This is a genomic window from Paenibacillus sp. 1-8, from assembly GCF_056316205.1.
The window spans coordinates 4,946,385-4,964,236 of sequence record NZ_CM149995.1 but is presented as its reverse complement, the minus strand read 5'-3'; the positions used below and the strand labels follow the sequence as shown (position 1 = coordinate 4,964,236).

The window sequence follows — 17,852 nt, the reverse complement described above, 5'->3', positions numbered from 1 at the left end:
GGGTTAACAAACCAATAAATTAACAATTATGTAATATTAAATTTTGTCCAATAGCTCAAGGGGTTATTTATGAACTTATTTCATTGAGAAAAGGGGGATGTGGTCGTGAATGTGACTGGTATTATTGTCGCTGGAGGACGTTCCAGTCGAATGGGACAGGATAAGGCCCTGCTTGAGATTCAGGGAGCTACTATGCTTGAACGGACGGCTATCGCTTTAGAGAAGGTGACCGAGCGGGTTATTGTCGTTACTCGTGACGGGCAGGGGTATGGGTTGATTGGTTTGGAGAATGTGCCTGATCTATATCCGGGCATGGGACCTTTAAGCGGCATCCATGCAGGGTTGTCTGCTTCTGGAACGGAGTGGGGCATCGTTATCGCTTGTGATATGCCTTTTGTACAGCCAGAGGTGCTGCATGTCCTGCTCGCTGTAACTGAGAAGTGGGCGGAGTTGCAAGGAACGACAGAACCAGCATTGCAAGCTGTAATCTCTTCTGTGGACGGACGTATACACCCGTTGCTGGCTGTGTACCACCAGAGTGTGCTGCCGTCTGCCGAGGAATGTTTGCGCAGTGGACGACTTCGTCTCACCGATTGGTTAGACAAGCTGAACGTTCGTTATGCGAAGGTGGAGGATTTGCCGGGGGTGAGTGAAGACATATGGCATAAGACCACATTTAACATGAATAATCCGCAGGATTACCAGCTTGCTATAGAGCAGTTGAAGCATAGCGTACAACAGAACACGCAGGCCAAGCAGACCGTAAGGGACACGCAGAACGTGAAAAACTTAAAGGAAGCACAGGAGGATTAGGAACGTACAAGCTCTTTGTTCGAGAACTGTGAGAGAGAGAAAATACCAGAGAGAATATGATGGAATGAATTTGGGGGAATATATTCATGCTAGAAGCTATTACCCATGCCGTTTTATTGGCAGTAGGGCTGATTCAGCCTTGGGGGTACAAAATGTATTTGTGTTCAATCAGGGGGCGTCGTAGTGGGGGCGTATCCGTTAAAGAAAGAATTACCAAGCTGGAGGATCGAAGGACAACTACATTTATTCTATTAAGGACAGAGTATTGCCAAGAGCTGGTTAATTTTTGTAGAGGGGTAAAAGAGGTCACCAATTTATTTCGCATCAGCGGGGAATTTAATTATCTCATCAAGGTACAAACCACGTCGGTAGAGGAAATTACAGAGCTTCAGGCTTCATTGGTGAAAGTAGGCCCTTCGAAGTCGCATATTTGTATGAAAAATATACTGGAAAACAGGGTTTTGCTGTAAGTCAGTCGGAGAACCGCACATTCGGAATAACTGTATTTGTGAAATGAAATAAGCGAATGTTTAGATGAAATAAAAAAGTGACGCCGATTACAACAGCGTCACTGTAATGCCCTGCTCCAGACGCTTCACGTCCTGGAGCTCAATCTTTCCGGCCATGGCGTGCAAAGCCGCCGCCGTGCCGCAGGCCGCTCCCTGCCGTAGCATGGCCGGGAGCTCCAGTCCCGCCGCCGCGCCGGTGACCAGCCCGGCGACCATGGCGTCACCGCTGCCGAGCGCGCTGACAATGTCCGCGTTCGGCAGGCTCACGCGGTAGCGCGCATCCCGCGTTACCGCCAGCGCCCCGCGCGCGCCGAGCGAGATGACGGCCAGCTGCGCTCCGGCCTCAAGCAGCTGCGCTGCCGCCGCTTCAGCGGCATCCGGGCGCGCGGCGTCGATGCCGGCGAAGCGGGCGGCCTCGTCCTCGTTAGGCTTCACGAGGTCGGGCCTTCCGCGCAGCCCCAGGCGCAAGGCCTCGCCGCTCGCGTCCAGCGCCACTCGCGCACCGCGCGCCTTCGCCAGCGTGCACAGCTCGGCGTATAGATCTGGCGGGCAGCCCGGAGGCATGCTGCCCGAGAACACGACCCAAGCCGAGTCCGCGGCAAGGGTCGTGATTTTGCGCCGCAGCGCGGCCAGCTCAGACGGCCCGATAGTCGGGCCGCTTTCGATCAGCTCGGTCTGAGTGCGCGTGGACGGGTCAAGCACGGTAATGGCGAGACGGGTTTCCCCGTGCTCCATTTCGATAAAATCGGCGCTTACGCCTTCCGAGCTCAACCCGTCGATGAGCAGCCGCCCAGTGTGTCCAGCGGCAAACCCGGTCGCCCGCACAGGCTCGCCCAGCGTGCGAATGACACGGGCGGCATTGACGCCTTTGCCGCCCGGCACCGCCAGGCCGCCCTCGATCCGGTGGACGGCATTCATACCGAAGCCTGCAACCGTGTAGATTTTATCCACAGCCGCGTTAAGCGTTACGGTGGTAATCACAAGGCATCACTCCTTTAAGAAATCAGCTTTAAGCCCAGTGCTGCGGCAAGAATCATAGCGATAAACAACACACGCAATACGCTTTTTTGCTCACCGTACAAGAACATGCCCGTAATCGTGCTACCGACCGTTCCGATGCCTGTCCACACTGCGTAGGAAGTTCCCATAGGTAAACTCTTCATTGCGTAGCTGAGCAGCGAGAAGCTAATGACAAAAGATAGAACCATGAGCGTGAATGCCTTCCAGCCCTTGCCGATCGTAACTCCCTTCATACCGATGACTCCAAAAACTTCCGAGCATCCCGCGATAACCAATGCAATCCAAGCCATTATGAGCCACTCCCTTCCTGAGCATTACGGTCAGTAACCAATTTCAGACCGACCACGCCTGCCAGCAAAAGAGCGATTAACAGCGTTTTGGACCATTGAAACGGTTCCCCGAACAGCAGCATTTCACCTACGACCGTTCCCCCTGTCCCCAGTCCGGTGAATACAGCATATACTGTGCCCACAGGCAAACGGTTCGCAGCCTTCATGATCAAATAAAAGCTGGCCACTACAGCCAGCACGGTTACAATCCATGCGAGTACAGAATCCGCATGCTTCAGACCCGAGACCCATACGACCTCAATAAGGCCACCAATAAAAACATAAATCCAGCTGCGATTCATGATGAGCGTTCCCCTTTAAATATAGATTAGTTGTAAATTAATCACTCGTTACGTTCTTGTTCCTTCACGCTTCATGAGGCGGGGTTAACGTAATTCCACGCCAAAAAATAGGCCACGCAGCGTTCAGTCTTCGGTGGTAGTTCAGGCTTCCACTGTACAGCAGTTCCACCATGATTCCGTCGAGCAGTGTTATGAAGGATAAAGCCACATCCACTGGCTCCATATGTCCAAAGGGTTCCCTATCTCGTGCATTCCGGAGGTGGCGAGTTAATTTTCGCTCCATATTTTCCAGAAAAGGATTAACAATATCCAGAACCTCGTTATACAAAGATACAGGCGGAAAGAAGGAAAAACGAAGCATAAACTTGGCTGTATTGTTGTTCTTATATTCCTGTCCCATCCAAAACAGGAAGTCATGCAGTGTATGCTCCAGCGACTGATCTCTGCGTTCCGAAAAGTATTCAAAAATACGTAAATTCTGCTCTTGAAAAGCGTACCTCGCCACCTGTAGAAACAGATCCTCCTTGCTTTGATAATGCGCATATATAGACGGTTTTCGAATACCGACCTCAGCAGCAATACTACTCAAGGACGCTCCCTCATACCCATTGGCGGCAAATTGACAAAGAGCAGCCTTTCGGATATCCTCCATACCCAATATTAATCACCTACCTAACGTTCGTTAGTTTATTTTCTCATGAAAAAAAGTAAGTGTCAATCCGGCTTTATCCGGTTTTGTTTTGAGTTTTCCCCTGGATTCTTTTTTTCTTCATAAATCCTAACAAAAAAGTGGGAAGAATTAAGGTGCTCATGTACAATATAATGAAGAATACTGTCAAATGCAGTGCATTGGAAATGAGGTAAATTATGAGGCGAAGCTTACTGGCTGTGTTAATTGCGGCTATGGTTTTTGTGATATATTATTTTGGATTGTTTAATTCCATCGGCAGAAATGAAGGAACGGTCATCAGTATTTTCTCCACGCTGACGGTCATTTCCATCAGTCTGATTATTTTTTCGGAGAATCGCAATCCCTCCACTACGATGTCCTGGATTTTGCTGCTGGCCTTGCTGCCGGTGGTTGGACTTCCTCTTTATTTTTTATTCGGGCAAAATGTGTTCAAACGCCGCAAGTATGACAAAAAGGCATTGCGTGACCAGCAGGCTTACGAGCGTATCGAGAAGGATGCCATGCACGTCAAACGGGACTTGACCTGCTTTACAGATGAGCAGCAGCGGTTGATGCGTTTGGCACGCAGACTGGCCCGTTCCCCGATTTATTTTGCGGCGGAAACCCAAATCTTGAACAACGGAGATGAGACCTTCTCCACACTATTGGCGGAACTGCGCAAGGCAGAGCATCATATCCACATGGAATACTACATTTTCCGGTCGGATGATATCGGCACCAGCATTCAGAAAATCTTGATCGAAAAGGCCAAAGCTGGCGTCAAGGTGCGGTTTATGTACGATGCGGTGGGCAGCATTCAACTGTCGAAGGCTTTCTTGAAGGAAATGCGGGATGCGGGGGTAGAGGTCGTCGCTTATGGCGGTGCACGGATCTTGTTCTTTTCCAGCCGGGTAAACTACCGTAATCACCGTAAAATTGTGGTTATCGACGGCAATATTGGATTGATCGGCGGTCTGAATGTAGGGGATGAGTACCTCAGCCGTAACAAAGCCTACGGCTTTTGGCGTGACACGCACATGATTGTGAAGGGCGAGGCTGTGCGAACGCTGCAACTTATATTTTTGCAGGACTGGCTTCATATGACGGGTGAATCGGTGCTGAATAAGGAATATCTGTCCCCAAAAATCGAGCCAATTACGGACGGAGGCGTGCAGATTATTGCCAGCGGCCCAGATAATGAGCGGAGAGTGCTCAAAAATCTGTTCTTCTCCATGATCACATCCGCCCGCAGATCGGTATGGATTGCCACTCCTTATTTTATCCCGGATGAAGATATTTTGACCGCGCTGCGGATGGCGGCTCTGTCCGGTTTGGACGTGCGGATTCTGTTTCCTGCCAAACCGGACAAGTGGCTGCCGTTCCTCGCGTCCCATTCGTACTTCCAAACGTTGCTGGAGGTTGGGGTCAAGGTATATGAGTATGAAAAAGGCTTCCTTCACTCCAAGCTTCTCATTATTGACGGGGAGGTTGCGACCATCGGGACAGCTAATATGGACATGCGTAGCTTCCACCTGAATTTTGAAGTCAACGCTCTGTTGATCCGCACGCATAGTGTACAGCAGATGGTGGCGGATTATGAGCGGGATTTGCAGTCTGCCAGCCTGATCGTACGCGAGGAATTTATGAAAAAGCGTCTGTTCAAGCGTTTGATGGAATCCCTCGCCCGGCTGCTTTCACCGCTGCTGTAGGTTGAATGAAGAAAGTAAGCACGCTACAGTGCCCTCCTAATTTTAAAATGTGGTAAAGCCCAAGATGTCTTGTAGACGATATAGTATACCTTTCCAAAATGTAGATTTGTCCTCGTAAGCCTCCAGATCCAGACTGTATTCAGCTCCCCGGTTATTCCATAATGTATCAAAATAGGCCGCAATCTGTCGGGTCAGCTTGCTGTCCGCCGGAGCGGCCACCCACAATTCATTTTCCAGATTCAGGTCGTTCAAATTACGTGATGTCAAATTCGTAGACCCGCCCAAAATGATGTGATCTCCCTGTCCCTTGGCAATATAAATCAGTTTGGTATGATATTGCTCATGGGTCGTATTGTACCAGCGGATTTGGATTTTTTCGCCCGATTTATCGGACAATTCTTTGGCGACCGGACGATTGGGAATGCCGATTTTCTCCTGTCCAAACGCGTTTTGATTCGGGTCCAGCAACAATTGGATGCTCACACCGCGTGCAGAGGCATCCAGCAGGCTGTTCAACACTTTACGGTCTGCCAAATAAAACATGCCCATATGAATGCTATCGCCTTTCTTTGTCTGCCCGATGGCATCCAGAACCGATGTGTATACCTTACCTTCGGTTAGATATTTGATCCGGTAGCTGTCTTTTCCCGATTGAGTAGAGGCTTCCGCTTGTGGCGTATAGGCAGGAAGCTGCCCTCCGCCGGAGAAGTCCAGCACCGCCTGCTCGGTTTGTAAAATGTCCCCGATGATGGGGCCCTTCACCTCCAGCGCCACATTGGAGTGATATGCACTCGCATCGTGAACATTCCCTGTGGAAATGAGCGCTGTTTGCTCGCTGGCAACCAATTTTCGATGATTGGCCTTGACGTTTAACAGCTTGAGATAAGAGCGTGCCGTAACGTCAGGTCCGTCACTGGCCATCAGGTTGGGAATCCAGCCTGTGCCCTGCTGTCCGAACCATTGGAAAAAGGTACGCCACACCGCAGAATAGCTTGGCGTGGAATCCCGCAGCGGGTCCACATCGGTCTGCACAACCTGAATCCCCGCTCGTTTCATATTCTCCAGCAAATGATTGGGGGATGAATTGTAATTGGTATTGACATCATCTGTAATGAAAAAGATAGGCATATCAGGATTGGCCTTCTTTTTGGCAATAAGATGCTCGGTCATCTGTGCGCTGACTTGGGGGACGCGCTGGCCCTTATGTTTATAATCGTTGAACAGAAACAGGTCGATGACGATAAATTGTTTGGCTTCGTCAACGATCCCAAGCATACGGTTCAAAATTTGCCCTTCGTGCTGTGCGGTACTTCCATCCCCGGTAGGATAGGTCAAATCCGTCCAGAAGTTTACCTCGTTGATCGAATACTCCTGACTTTCATAAGAAACGAAGGGGGGCAGTGGCTTATGGGTCTGATAGATCATGATGGCAATCAGCCACAGGATGAGTAACAGGATAATGATTTTAATAGCGCGGCTTGTTCGCCCGGATTTCCTTTGGAATAGCTTTCTTTTAGATTTCTTTTGTTGGGAAACAGGGTTATATGCCGGCTCAGAATGCAGCGTATCATGCTTAGTCATATGGGGGTCAACTCCTCTATTGAACGCTGCATTCCACTTCATCGTACCGGAACATGCAGTTTTAGGATGGGATACTGTCTAGTTATTAACGCAAGTGTACAGGATTGAAGCGTAATGACTGGAAGGAAAGGTATGGATGGTTGGAATGGGCACCCATTATAGATTATGTGGAATCGGAATAGATCATAACAGTATAGGTTCCCATCCCTTTCTCATTTACGGAGAGCATTTTCACAGAACAGGTGGGACATATCCTAATCCTCTTATTATGAAGAGGGGATTTTTTTGTTGATTCAGGACATATGTCCTTTATGGTGAGACTAACCTATACTTTAATAAATAGAAAAGTCACTTAGATAGGGAGAATAACGATTCATGAGAGGAATTTTATTTGCTTTTTTGGGAGGCGCTTGTATTACGCTGCAAGGGGTGGCGAATACACGGATAAGTCAGGATATCGGTACATGGCAGGCGGCTACGATTACTCAGTTAACGGGTGTTATTTTGGCGGCATTGATCTGGATGTTCACACGAGATGGAAATGTGGCGGAGATGAAGCAGGTAAAGCCTGTGTATCTCTTGGGAGGCGCTTTTGCAGCTATCATCATATTCAGTGAAGTGACCGCTATTCAGCATATCGGAGTTACATTCACGATCTCGGCGCTGTTGATTGCCCAGTTGTGCCTGACCTTTCTGGTTGATATTAACGGATGGTTTGGTGTAGTGAAGCAAAAAATGAAGCTTCCGCAATTTATAGGCATTGGCATGATGATCGCGGGTGTGATCATTTTGAAGCTCTAAATAGAACTTCATTCGGAGAAGGAACCCAGAACGTAGAAAACGAAGGTGAGCCCAAGCATGAAAGAAATTCAGGATCAAGAGCAACTGAAGCATTTTTTACAACTGCATCAGCTAGAATCCATACTACATGAGCCGCTGCGGCCTTATTTGTCACTGCATCGTTTGGAGCAAGGGGAAAAGCTGTGCTCACAAGGGGATTCCATTGAACATCTGTACATATTGGTACAGGGCAAGGTCAAGATCTATACCAGTTCAACGGAAGGCAAAACACTGGTTCTCTGCTTTAAAACACCAATTGAGGTTATTGGGGATGTTGAATATATTCGCAGAAGCAACGTGATCAATACGGTGGAGGCTGTATCCCCTATATATGTAATCGGTATTCACCAGCAATGGATGAATAAATATGGCAGAGCCTACGCTCCAATGCTGCAATTTTTGCTGGATATCGTTACCCGGAAGTTTTGCATGGATTCTGACTTTTCCAGTTTTAACCTAATGTATCCTGTGGAAGTCAGACTGGCCAGTTACCTGCTATCCGTTTCCTTTGAGGAAGGGGATTCTTCTTCTTTTCATGAAGAACTGCGGGCATCCAGTCTCGTAGATGTGGCGAATTTGATCGGAACCAGCTACAGGCATCTCAACCGTGTGATTCGCAAGATGAGCGCAGATGGATTGGTGGAACGAACAGGGGGCTATATTGTGATTCGTGACAGAGAAGGTTTGGGCCAACTGGCAGGCCATAATATTTATGAAGCATAATCATTCGTAAAGAATTAGCAGGGGAGAGCTGAATCATGCTGTTAGGAATTGTACTGGCGGTTATCGCAGGAGCCTTTGTTAGCCTGCAAACGATATTCAATAATAAGGTGAACGAACGGACAGGTTCATGGGCCACAACCACACTTGTGCTGGGGACGGGGTTTCTGGCCTCCTTGCTCGGCAGTCTTATTTTTGCAGGGAAAAATACATTTACACTACAGCATATGCAGCCGTGGTACTGGGTCAGTGGAATGATTGGTGTTGGCGTGGTATTCTGTCTGGTACAAGGAGTGAAGCTGCTTGGTCCGACTTATGCGATATCTATCGTATTAACGGCACAATTGGGCACTGCTTTGCTGTGGGATTCGTTAGGATGGCTGGGACTGGAAAAGATTCCGTTCACCTTTACCAAGCTGATCGGTGTGCTGGTCATTATCGGCGGCATTCTGATATTCAAGTTTGGCAACGGGCGTACGAAGGAGCAGCAAGAAAGCATTTCACATGTACCTGATTCGATGAAGGGATAAAGGACGTTATGATGATCCTTATCTTGACAGGGTAAGGGTCATGGGTTCGATCCCCATCCGTCCTATACGCCAAAAGCCTTGATGATCAAGGCTTTTTTTTGTTTGTTTAGGAATGAATCAAGATACAGCGTTAGATCAAAACAGATTTTTGGTCAAGATGTGGTCAAGAATTGTTTTTTCATCATAACAGACGATAAATTTCTCGTTAAATAATCCGTTGCCTGACTGAACACGAATTAAAAAAAATCAAAAACTCCTGACCACATTGGACTGGGAGTTTTTGATTTTTTTCTTATTGCAAAGGCTTCAAAGCCTTAACCTCATCTTCCGATAATCCAGATGCTTCAACGATCACAGGAATGTTAATACCAAGGGCAAGAAGCTTTCTCGCAACCTCAACTTTGCCTTCATTTCTCGCTCCTTCGATCATGGAAGCTTCATCGTGAAGAAATTTTTGCCGTGCCTCATACTGCCTTCGTGCTTCTTCATTCTGACTCAGAAACTCCAGCGTATCCATCGCTTTTTTTTAATACAGGCTCTTTCATCGTCAGCACCTCCCATTTGGATTGATCCGTTCCTTTGAGAAATAACAGCCAATTGACAAGTCCACCCTCTTCCATGGAAACAGCTTGCTCATCCAGCTTGGGTAATTCCAGAAAGTGAACTTCGATATCGTCCATCAGCGAAATCCCGGTGTGATCCTCTCGTAAATGAAATACATTGTGATATAAGTCATTGAGCAAAAAGGAGTAATTTAAAATGTTAATGGTTACACATCTTTTTAAACTGCTGTAAGGCTGCCCCTCCTGCAATTGCCCTGAATATTGCTTACTCCAATAGAACAACGTTCTTTTTTCGGTATCATACTTATTAAAAAGCTGCATCTCCACATTGATAATTTCACCTTCTGTCGTTCTGGCACGAATGTCCAAGATCGACTGCTTGTCGCGTGGAGAATCTTTATCCGTGTAGGGATTGAGCAAGATGATCTCACGAAGAGGCGGTTTCCCAGCTTCTGCAAATGTTCGATTCAAAAAAGCCAACAGAACATCCCGATTCTCTTCACTGCCAAAAATACGTTTAAACAGAAAATCATTGCGCGGATCAAGCAATTCCATATAGACCAACTCCGTTTTCTTTATTATATCATCATCATAGTTCATTGCGTATTTCAAACAGACCTACTTTATTTGAAAATATTTATGTCCAAAACACAAATAGACCAAAATAGAATTTGGCCGGGTTTATATAAGCAGAGGAAAGGCTCGCGATTTTGTGTATATATTTTTCCATCCATGCTACAATAAAAGTATCTAAATAATTGCCTGTAATAATACATAAATAGATCGGTTACCGTGTTCGGGAGCGGTCTTATTTGTGTTTTCGGACCAATGTAAATACATGAAGTGACCTGAATGAGGTGGGACATAGATGAGTAATGTGGAAAATAAATCTGAAACACCTGAGAGTTCCGACAAATCCGGCTCTTTGCTGCCTGCTGCACGGACAGGTGAACGGAAAATAGAGCATGTCCGCCTTTGTTTGCAAGAGGACGTGGCAGGCCAAGGCATCACGAATGGACTGGAGCGCTATGCCTTTAAACACTGTGCACTGCCTGAGCTGCATTTTGATGAGGTATGTTTGGACACTACTTTTCTGGGGCGCGCAGTGCGAACGCCGCTGCTGATTAGCTCTATGACAGGCGGCAGCGCGGAGACGGGAGCGATTAATGAGCGCTTGGCAGAAACAGCGGAGAAACGCGGCTGGGCGCTGGGAGTAGGCTCGGTGCGAGCTGCGGTGGAAAAAGAAGAACTGGCTCCGACCTTTGCGGTTCGTCGTCTGGCACCAAGTATTCCGATCCTTGCCAATCTGGGAGCAGTGCAGTTGAACTACGGATTTGGCGTTGACGACTGTCGCCGTGCGGTGGAGATTGCCAGAGCGGACATGCTGGTACTACATTTGAACGGATTGCAGGAGGTTTTCCAACCCGAAGGGAATCTGGATTTTAGCGGATTGCTTGGACGCATTGAAGAGCTGTGCCGCCAGCTTTCAGTGCCCGTAGGAGTGAAGGAAGTAGGCTGGGGTATAGATGGTGAGACGGCTTCGAGATTGTACGATGCGGGGGTAGCTTTTATTGATGTCGCTGGCGCAGGCGGTACAAGCTGGAGTCAGGTGGAAAAATTCCGCAATCCCGATCCTGTACGTCGTGCGGCGGCGGAAGCATTTGCGGATTGGGGAAACTCCACCGCAGACTGTATCGTAGAGGTCAGGGCTGCGCAGCCGAATGGTGCAGTGATTGGCAGTGGCGGACTGAGAGACGGTGTCGATGCAGCCAAGGCGCTTGCCTTGGGCGCTGATATGGCGGGTTTCGGACGGTCGCTGCTCGGATCGGCGGTCGCCTCCACAGAGGCGTTGGAAGCGCGGCTGGAGCAGGTGGAGCTGGAACTGCGCACAGTCATGTTTGGCATCGGGGTAGATGGGATTGAAAGTCTTAAAGATACGACTCGATTAAGAAAGAAGGCGAACAGATGAGTGGATTCATCAGTTTGGTTCCTATGAACGACGAGCAGTATGATCGTTTTGAGCAGCGCTCGCTTGTGGATTACGCAGAGGACAAAATTCAAGCAGGGACGTGGACGGTGGAGGAAGCACCGGAACGGGCTAAGGAAAGCTTTGGCAAGTATTTGCCACAGAGACTGGATACTCCCCATGCTCACCTTTACATGCTGATGTATTCGGATACGGATTTTGTGGAGAGCCAAGAGGAAGCGGGCTATATCTGGTTCAATATTACGGATACCGCACAAGGAAAAGAAGCTTTTCTGCTGGATATTCTCGTCTACGATTCATATCAGGGGCGGGGACTAGGTACGCTGGCGATGGGGGCTTTGGAACAGGAAGCTCGCAGGCTGGGAGCTGTCCGCATCGGTTTGCACGTATTTGGGCATAATGAGCGGGCTTTGCATGTGTACCGCAAGTCAGGCTATCGGGTTACGGATATTCAGATGAGCAAAGAGATTTAAATGAAGAAGTAGAGGATATAGCAAAATCCTGAAAGTCACAGTCGTATGCTTGCCGCATGTATAGGTTCTCATATATAATGTGGGTTGGTAAACTAACGGATGGCATAACGCACATTTTATATAAACGGGAGTTGTTCTGATTATGGCTTTAAAAGCGGGGATTGTCGGTCTGCCGAACGTGGGCAAATCAACACTGTTTAACGCAATAACGCAGGCGGGTGCGGAATCCGCAAACTATCCATTTTGTACGATTGATCCGAATGTAGGTGTTGTTGAAGTACCGGACGAGCGGCTGGATAAGCTGACTGAACTGGTTGTGCCGAACAAAACGGTGCCGACGGCTTTTGAATTTGTTGATATTGCAGGACTTGTACGCGGCGCGAGCAAGGGCGAGGGTTTGGGTAACAAGTTTCTGGCTCATATTCGTGAAGTGGATGCGATTGTGCATGTGGTACGTTGTTTTGAAGATGAGAACATCACCCATGTGGACGGAAAAATCGACCCGATCAGTGACATTCAGACCATTAATCTGGAACTGATTCTGGCGGATATCGAAAGCGTAGACAAGCGCATTGAGCGTTCCCGCAAAAACATGAAGGGTGGCAACAAGCAATACACCCAGGAAGTTGAAGTGCTGGAGCGGATCAAGGAATCACTGTATGCTGATATGCCTGCGCGCAGCGTGGAATTGTCGGATGAAGAACAGTTGATTGTACGTGATCTTCATTTGCTTACGATGAAGCCTGTACTGTACGCAGCTAATGTCAGCGAAGACGGCGTAACGGAAGCCGACAGCAATCCATATGTGCAAAAGGTACGTGATTTTGCTGTAGCGGAAAATGCAGAAGTGGTGCCTATTAGCGCCAAAGTAGAATCTGAAATTGCCGAGCTGGAAGGCGAAGACAAGGCGATGTTCCTGGAGGAACTGGGACTGGCCGAATCCGGTCTGAATCGTCTGATCAAAGCCGCTTACCGCTTGTTGGGCCTGTATACGTATTTCACAGCAGGTGTGCAGGAAGTACGCGCATGGACCATTCACAAAGGAACTAAAGCACCGGGTGCTGCGGGTGTTATCCACACGGATTTTGAACGCGGATTTATTCGTGCCGAGGTTGTATCCTACAACGATTTGGTCGCTGCTGGCTCTATGAACGGGGCTAAGGAACGTGGTCAGCTTCGTTTGGAAGGTAAGGAATATGTGGTACAAGACGGAGACGTTATGCATTTCCGTTTTAATGTATAATATTAGGTTTGCAGTATAAAACATTGTTCTAAATAAAGTAGTCGCTGCCTGTGTTGGGTGGCGGCTTTTTTTATTGAAATTATGGTTGTTATTCAATTCATGAATTAGAAGTATTTTTAGTAGCTAATTCATCGATTAGTTGGTATAATAAAGAGCTGTAGCCAGTGAATTTGAATCTGGCTTCATATTAATTTAACTGAAGAGGTGAATCGCTTGTTGGACCGATTGCAATCATTGGCGGACCGCTACGATAAACTGAGCGAACTGCTCTGCGATCCGGATGTAGCGAACGATAGCAAGAAGCTTAGAGATTATTCCAAAGAACAGTCTGATTTACAGCCTGCTTATGAAGCATATACCGAATATAAAACTGTCGTTGAAGAGCTGGACGCTGCTAAAGCCATGCAGGCGGAAAAGCTGGACGACGAGATGCGTGAAATGGTGAAAATGGAGATTGATGAGCTCAGTGCCCGCAAACGGGAGCTGGACGAGAAAATTCGCATTTTGCTGCTGCCGAAGGACCCGAATGATGATAAGAATGTGATTATCGAGATTCGTGGCGCAGCGGGTGGTGACGAAGCGGCATTGTTCGCGGCGGATTTGTACCGGATGTACACTCGTTATGCCGATACCCAAGGCTGGCGTGTAGAGCTGATGGACGCGAACATGAATGACCTCGGAGGCTTTAAAGAGGTTATTTTCATGATTAACGGACGCGGCGCATACAGCAAAATGAAATTCGAAAGCGGAGCACACCGCGTACAGCGGATTCCTACGACGGAATCCGGCGGACGTATTCATACATCTACATCTACGGTATCCGTTATGCCTGAAGCCGAAGAAGTGGATGTTGAAATTTCCGACAAGGATATCCGCGTTGATACGTTCTGCTCCAGCGGTGCTGGCGGTCAGTCCGTTAATACGACCAAGTCGGCGGTACGTGTAACGCATATGCCAACGGGCATCATGGCAACCTGTCAGGACGGCAAATCCCAAAACTCCAACAAGGAGAAGGCACTCCAGGTTTTGCGTGCCCGTATTTCGGATATGCTTCGTCAGGAAGAGGAAGCCAAATATGCAGGCGAGCGCAAGAGCAAGGTAGGTACCGGGGATCGCAGTGAGCGCATTCGTACCTACAACTTCCCGCAAAGCCGTGTAACAGATCATCGCATCGGGCTGACCATGCACAAGCTGGATCAGGTGATGAACGGGGAGATCGAAGAAATCGTATCGGCGCTCACGATTGCAGAGCAGGCTGATTTGATGGAACAAGAGGTTTAAGTTTTGGGACACGAACGCGATCTTGTGTATCGGATGTCGCCGGAACGGAGCATGAGTATCAGAGAAGCCTTAGTTGAGGCTTCTTCTTTTTTAGGAAGCTGCGGCGTGCTGGAGCCGCAGCATAACGCCCGCCTGCTGCTGGAGCATGTGCTCGGGCTGGAAGGCACGGCGTTCTACGCTGCGCTGGGCGATCCGTTCCCAGCCTCGGGCGAAGAGGCGTGGGAAGCGGTTATAGCCCGCAAAGCAGCGGGTGAGCCAGCGCAGTATATTATCGGACGGCAGGAGTTTTATGGCCGTCCGTTCGCGGTTTCGCCGTCGGTGCTGATTCCGCGCCCTGAGACAGAGCTTCTCGTCGAGGCCATACTTCAGCACGGCGACCGGCTGTGGCGGGACGGCGCTCCGCAGGCGCTCGATATCGGCGCGGGCAGCGGGGCGATTGCCGTCACGCTGGCGGCTGAGCGGCCCCGTTGGCGCGTGGCGGCGGGGGATATTTCCGCCGCAGCGCTGGAGATGGCGGCGCATAACGCCGCTGCCAACGGCGCAGCCGTGGAGCTGCGCGAAGGCGACCTGCTGGCGCCGTTCGCGGGAAAGGCGGTGGACATCCTGGTGTCCAATCCGCCGTATATCCCGGCCGCCGACATCGCAGGCTTGCAGCCGGAGGTGCGCGATCATGAGCCGCGCATGGCGCTGGATGGCGGGCCTGACGGGCTTGGCCCGTATCGAGCGATGCTGGAGCAGCTTGGGCTGCTTCAGGCCCCGCCACGGCTGATCGGGTTCGAGCTGGGCATGGGACAGGCCAGAGACGTGGCTGGACTGCTGGAGCAGGCAGGTCATTGGAATACGATTCTGATCGTTCCGGACCTTGCTGGAATCGAACGCCATGTCCTGGGCGTTGCGGAATAATGCTGCATTTTCTTTTTGCGAGTCTTTCCTTTAGAATAAAAGGAGTATGACCGAGAAACGGCTCAGGGGGAAATCATGCTTCAGAAATTGAAAAAAATTGACGGTCCGGTTATCTTCATTCTGGTTTTGCTGATGGGGATTAGTATCATAACGGTGTATAGCGCGGGTAGAGGCCCTACCAACATAGCGGAGCACGGGAACGACTACCAGAAAATGATCGGGTATTATATATTGGGTTTTGTGGCTATTTTAGGTTTAGCGTTGGTCGATTTTCGGATATTCATTAAAAAAGCCCTGTATGTATATGGAGGCGGAATATTCCTGTTGGGTCTCGGTTTTTTTGGCGGGACGGTTAACAACTCTCAGGGCTTTTTGAAAATTGGTGGCTTGAACCTTCAGCCTGCTGAGGTGTTTAAGCTGGTGCTTATTATTTTTCTGGCTTATATGCTGATAAAGAAGCGCAAGAGCAAGCTTTATTTTATACAGGATGTACTTCCAGTTGCTTTAGTGAGCTTTGTCCCGTTCGCTATGGTTATGGCGCAAAATGACTTGGGTAATGCGCTCGGTTACATTGTCATCGTTCTCGGGATGCTGTGGATCGGTAATGTAAAAGCTTCCCATGCGTTGATCGGATTTACGATTTTTGCAGTCGCCGTAGGCGGCGGGATCAAAGCGTATATTTCCTTCCACGATCAGATTGATACCTTTATGAAGGGCATTGGCCGTAGTCACTGGGTAGAGCGTCTGGACCCTTGGCTGGTACCGGAAGAAGCGACAGCGAAGGCATCTTATCATACGAAAAATGCCAAGTTGGCCATTGCCTCTGGTGGAATGATGGGCAAAGGCTTTTTGCAGGGGACTTCGGTGCAATCTGGTCGTGTTCCTTACACCTATGCGGATTCTATTTTTGTGGTCGTAGCGGAGGAATTTGGCTTTGTGGGCTCATCGGTGTTGCTGCTGTTATACTTTATTTTGATACACCGTATGATCCTGATCTCGCTGGAATGTCGTGATCGGGCTGGACCTTATCTTATCGTCGGCATTGTGTCCATGCTGCTGTATCAGATTTTTGAGAATATCGGCGCGTTTTTGGGCATCATGCCACTGACAGGGATTACGCTCCCTTTTATAAGCTATGGGGGTACGTCGCTGCTCATTAATATGGCTAGTATTGGCCTGGTTATGAGTATCAAGGTACACGGTCAGGAGTTGGAGGACGATCTGCCACAGCCATTCCGAGTGAACTTGACGAAGGCGAAAAAAGCTTAGTGTGTACAGATTGTGGATAGATACAGCTTCGTGTTTTATGGTGAGAAAAATAGCGAGATGAAAAAGGGTCCAGATTGTGAAATCTGGGCTTTTTCGTTACGCGGGTTACTCCCAAGCTTTGGTACGCAGATCCATGTTGCTCGATGTAGGGCTATGGATGTTTTTTTAAAAATCTTCTTGAACATTTTACGAGATTCATAGGTTTAGCCTCTCCCAAACCGGACAGACTGATAGACATGATAGAGTTTGGGGGGATTGGGATGAGAAGCTGGACCAAGCAAGCTGCAATGATACTATTTTGTATTTCGATATTAATGATGTCGTGGGAAGGTCAAAAAACAGATGCCGCCATGACACCAGGGTCAAGAGGGCCTGTAGGGGCAGGAATGGCCACGACAGGAGCTGGCGTCATTCCGCATGATTCCATCCGATTGCGTATTTTGGCCAATTCGGATCGCCCGGAGGATCAGTTGGTAAAACGTGAAATAAGGGATTCCATCGTACAACAGATGGATGCGTGGGTCGGCAAGTTGGAAAACCCGCAAAGTTTGGAGCAAGCCAGAGTGCTGATTGCTGCTCATTTACCCGAAATTGACCGTTTAGTAGGCGCGGAGCTGGCTCGACGGGGCATTTCGTACGACCATCAGGTGGAATTGGCAAACGTACCTTTTCCGACCAAGATGTACGGTGGGCTTGTTTATCCGGCAGGAGATTATGATGCGCTTCGGGTTACGCTGGGACAAGGCAAAGGGCAAAATTGGTGGTGTGTGCTGTTTCCTCCCTTGTGCTTTATTGATGCGGGCAGCGGTGAAGCAGCAGCACAAGCGGTCTCGGCAAAAGCGGACCAAGGAGGCGAACGGACGAATGCCGCTGACAAGGAGCCGGAAGTACGGTTTTTTCTATGGGATGCGTTGACGGGGCTGTGGGGATGGGTGAGTGGTCTTTTTGCCTAATTGTGGTGAGCTGTAGAAAAGAGAACAACGGGTGGATGATTCCGGTATGTTATAATGAAATATAGGTTTTACAGCTGTGAGACATGGACAGATTCGGTTCAGATAAGCCGCCAAGGCAAGTTCTTTGACGATAGAGCAAACTGAACAGGACTGTATG

The 17,852-nt window shown here is 48.9% G+C and carries 18 protein-coding genes and 1 pseudogene; 13 read left to right on the top strand and 6 right to left on the bottom strand.

Annotated features, from left to right (window positions below; translation table 11 throughout):
• The first annotated feature begins 105 nt into the window (after positions 1 to 105).
• A complete protein-coding gene (mobA, locus tag AC0WRU_RS22830) occupies positions 106 to 813 on the top strand; it encodes a molybdenum cofactor guanylyltransferase (RefSeq protein ID WP_476126410.1) in 708 nt (235 codons plus the stop codon).
• An 86-nt stretch (positions 814 to 899) separates the two neighbouring features.
• On the top strand, positions 900 to 1,283 hold the full coding sequence (locus AC0WRU_RS22825) for an Lrp/AsnC ligand binding domain-containing protein (protein ID WP_476126409.1): 384 nt from the start codon (positions 900 to 902) through the stop codon (positions 1,281 to 1,283).
• 87 nt (positions 1,284 to 1,370) lie between these two features.
• On the opposite strand, the gene AC0WRU_RS22820 is transcribed toward AC0WRU_RS22825, so the two are convergent.
• From AC0WRU_RS22820 to AC0WRU_RS22805, 4 genes are all read right to left on the bottom strand, one after another.
• Positions 1,371 to 2,303 (bottom strand): 1-phosphofructokinase family hexose kinase, encoded by a 933-nt coding sequence (locus AC0WRU_RS22820; RefSeq protein ID WP_476126408.1) that lies wholly within the window; start codon positions 2,301 to 2,303, stop codon positions 1,371 to 1,373.
• A gap of 14 nt (positions 2,304 to 2,317) precedes the next feature.
• Positions 2,318 to 2,632, bottom strand: coding sequence for a DMT family transporter (locus AC0WRU_RS22815; protein WP_476126407.1), 315 nt, complete (start codon positions 2,630 to 2,632; stop codon positions 2,318 to 2,320).
• On the bottom strand, positions 2,632 to 2,973 hold the full coding sequence (locus AC0WRU_RS22810; RefSeq protein ID WP_476126406.1) for a DMT family transporter: 342 nt from the start codon (positions 2,971 to 2,973) through the stop codon (positions 2,632 to 2,634). Before AC0WRU_RS22810 ends, AC0WRU_RS22815 begins: the two co-directional genes overlap by 1 nt.
• Before the next feature lie 64 nt (positions 2,974 to 3,037).
• Positions 3,038 to 3,631, bottom strand: a complete 594-nt coding sequence (locus AC0WRU_RS22805; protein ID WP_476126405.1) for a TetR/AcrR family transcriptional regulator — start codon at positions 3,629 to 3,631, stop codon at positions 3,038 to 3,040.
• Positions 3,632 to 3,840: 209 nt separating this feature from the next.
• Between AC0WRU_RS22805 and cls the strand changes: the two genes are divergently transcribed.
• A complete protein-coding gene (gene cls / locus AC0WRU_RS22800; protein WP_476126404.1) occupies positions 3,841 to 5,352 on the top strand; it encodes a cardiolipin synthase in 1,512 nt (503 codons plus the stop codon).
• 42 nt (positions 5,353 to 5,394) lie between these two features.
• Here the strand turns inward: cls and AC0WRU_RS22795 are convergent, their stop codons facing one another.
• Positions 5,395 to 6,933, bottom strand: a complete 1,539-nt coding sequence (locus AC0WRU_RS22795; protein ID WP_476126403.1) for a phospholipase D family protein — start codon at positions 6,931 to 6,933, stop codon at positions 5,395 to 5,397.
• 375 nt (positions 6,934 to 7,308) lie between these two features.
• Here AC0WRU_RS22795 and AC0WRU_RS22790 point away from each other — a divergent pair, with 375 nt between their 5' ends.
• From AC0WRU_RS22790 to AC0WRU_RS22780, 3 genes are read left to right on the top strand one after another with little or no spacing between them, the layout of a single operon-like run.
• Positions 7,309 to 7,734 carry a DMT family transporter gene (locus AC0WRU_RS22790; protein WP_476126402.1) on the top strand — a complete coding sequence of 142 codons (426 nt, stop codon included), beginning with the start codon at positions 7,309 to 7,311 and terminating at the stop codon, positions 7,732 to 7,734.
• 57 nt (positions 7,735 to 7,791) lie between these two features.
• On the top strand, positions 7,792 to 8,496 hold the full coding sequence (locus tag AC0WRU_RS22785; protein WP_025683388.1) for a Crp/Fnr family transcriptional regulator: 705 nt from the start codon (positions 7,792 to 7,794) through the stop codon (positions 8,494 to 8,496).
• A 35-nt stretch (positions 8,497 to 8,531) separates the two neighbouring features.
• A complete protein-coding gene (locus AC0WRU_RS22780) occupies positions 8,532 to 9,023 on the top strand; it encodes a DMT family transporter (RefSeq protein WP_025683387.1) in 492 nt (163 codons plus the stop codon).
• Between the two features lie 292 nt (positions 9,024 to 9,315).
• Here the strand turns inward: AC0WRU_RS22780 and AC0WRU_RS22775 are convergent.
• Positions 9,316 to 10,141: pseudogene (locus tag AC0WRU_RS22775) on the bottom strand (Rpn family recombination-promoting nuclease/putative transposase).
• 313 nt (positions 10,142 to 10,454) lie between these two features.
• Here AC0WRU_RS22775 and fni point away from each other — a divergent pair.
• The 7 genes from fni to spoIIR all read left to right on the top strand — a co-directional run bounded on the left by fni (position 10,455) and on the right by spoIIR (position 17,695).
• Positions 10,455 to 11,555 carry a type 2 isopentenyl-diphosphate Delta-isomerase gene (fni, locus tag AC0WRU_RS22770; RefSeq protein WP_476126401.1) on the top strand — a complete coding sequence of 367 codons (1,101 nt, stop codon included), beginning with the start codon at positions 10,455 to 10,457 and terminating at the stop codon, positions 11,553 to 11,555.
• Positions 11,552 to 12,046 (top strand): GNAT family N-acetyltransferase, encoded by a 495-nt coding sequence (locus AC0WRU_RS22765; RefSeq protein ID WP_476126400.1) that lies wholly within the window; start codon positions 11,552 to 11,554, stop codon positions 12,044 to 12,046. The genes fni and AC0WRU_RS22765 overlap by 4 nt, the downstream gene beginning before the upstream one ends.
• A gap of 142 nt (positions 12,047 to 12,188) precedes the next feature.
• Positions 12,189 to 13,289, top strand: coding sequence for a redox-regulated ATPase YchF (gene ychF, locus AC0WRU_RS22760; RefSeq protein WP_025683384.1), 1,101 nt, complete (start codon positions 12,189 to 12,191; stop codon positions 13,287 to 13,289).
• A gap of 213 nt (positions 13,290 to 13,502) precedes the next feature.
• On the top strand, positions 13,503 to 14,570 hold the full coding sequence (prfA, locus tag AC0WRU_RS22755) for a peptide chain release factor 1 (RefSeq protein WP_025683383.1): 1,068 nt from the start codon (positions 13,503 to 13,505) through the stop codon (positions 14,568 to 14,570).
• A 3-nt stretch (positions 14,571 to 14,573) separates the two neighbouring features.
• Positions 14,574 to 15,473 carry a peptide chain release factor N(5)-glutamine methyltransferase gene (prmC, locus tag AC0WRU_RS22750; protein WP_476126399.1) on the top strand — a complete coding sequence of 300 codons (900 nt, stop codon included), beginning with the start codon at positions 14,574 to 14,576 and terminating at the stop codon, positions 15,471 to 15,473.
• Positions 15,474 to 15,548: 75 nt separating this feature from the next.
• Positions 15,549 to 16,742, top strand: coding sequence for an FtsW/RodA/SpoVE family cell cycle protein (locus tag AC0WRU_RS22745; protein ID WP_476126398.1), 1,194 nt, complete (start codon positions 15,549 to 15,551; stop codon positions 16,740 to 16,742).
• Between the two features lie 260 nt (positions 16,743 to 17,002).
• Positions 17,003 to 17,695 carry a stage II sporulation protein R gene (gene spoIIR, locus AC0WRU_RS22740; RefSeq protein WP_476126397.1) on the top strand — a complete coding sequence of 231 codons (693 nt, stop codon included), beginning with the start codon at positions 17,003 to 17,005 and terminating at the stop codon, positions 17,693 to 17,695.
• Positions 17,696 to 17,852: the final 157 nt, after the last annotated feature.

What these genes read in the sequence shown, in the direction of transcription:
- AC0WRU_RS22825 (WP_476126409.1), top strand. Translation starts at nt 900, where the DNA reads ATGCTAGAAGCTATTACCCATGCCGTTTTATTGGCAGTAGGGCTGATT.
- AC0WRU_RS22815 (WP_476126407.1), bottom strand. Translation starts at nt 2,632, where the DNA reads ATGGCTTGGATTGCATTGGTTATCGCGGGATGCTCGGAAGTTTTTGGA.
- AC0WRU_RS22810 (WP_476126406.1), bottom strand. Translation starts at nt 2,973, where the DNA reads ATGAATCGCAGCTGGATTTATGTTTTTATTGGTGGCCTTATTGAGGTC.
- cls (WP_476126404.1), top strand. Translation starts at nt 3,841, where the DNA reads ATGAGGCGAAGCTTACTGGCTGTGTTAATTGCGGCTATGGTTTTTGTG.
- AC0WRU_RS22795 (WP_476126403.1), bottom strand. Translation starts at nt 6,933, where the DNA reads ATGACTAAGCATGATACGCTGCATTCTGAGCCGGCATATAACCCTGTT.
- AC0WRU_RS22790 (WP_476126402.1), top strand. Translation starts at nt 7,309, where the DNA reads ATGAGAGGAATTTTATTTGCTTTTTTGGGAGGCGCTTGTATTACGCTG.
- AC0WRU_RS22785 (WP_025683388.1), top strand. Translation starts at nt 7,792, where the DNA reads ATGAAAGAAATTCAGGATCAAGAGCAACTGAAGCATTTTTTACAACTG.
- AC0WRU_RS22780 (WP_025683387.1), top strand. Translation starts at nt 8,532, where the DNA reads ATGCTGTTAGGAATTGTACTGGCGGTTATCGCAGGAGCCTTTGTTAGC.
- fni (WP_476126401.1), top strand. Translation starts at nt 10,455, where the DNA reads ATGAGTAATGTGGAAAATAAATCTGAAACACCTGAGAGTTCCGACAAA.
- AC0WRU_RS22765 (WP_476126400.1), top strand. Translation starts at nt 11,552, where the DNA reads ATGAGTGGATTCATCAGTTTGGTTCCTATGAACGACGAGCAGTATGAT.
- ychF (WP_025683384.1), top strand. Translation starts at nt 12,189, where the DNA reads ATGGCTTTAAAAGCGGGGATTGTCGGTCTGCCGAACGTGGGCAAATCA.
- AC0WRU_RS22745 (WP_476126398.1), top strand. Translation starts at nt 15,549, where the DNA reads ATGCTTCAGAAATTGAAAAAAATTGACGGTCCGGTTATCTTCATTCTG.
- spoIIR (WP_476126397.1), top strand. Translation starts at nt 17,003, where the DNA reads ATGAGAAGCTGGACCAAGCAAGCTGCAATGATACTATTTTGTATTTCG.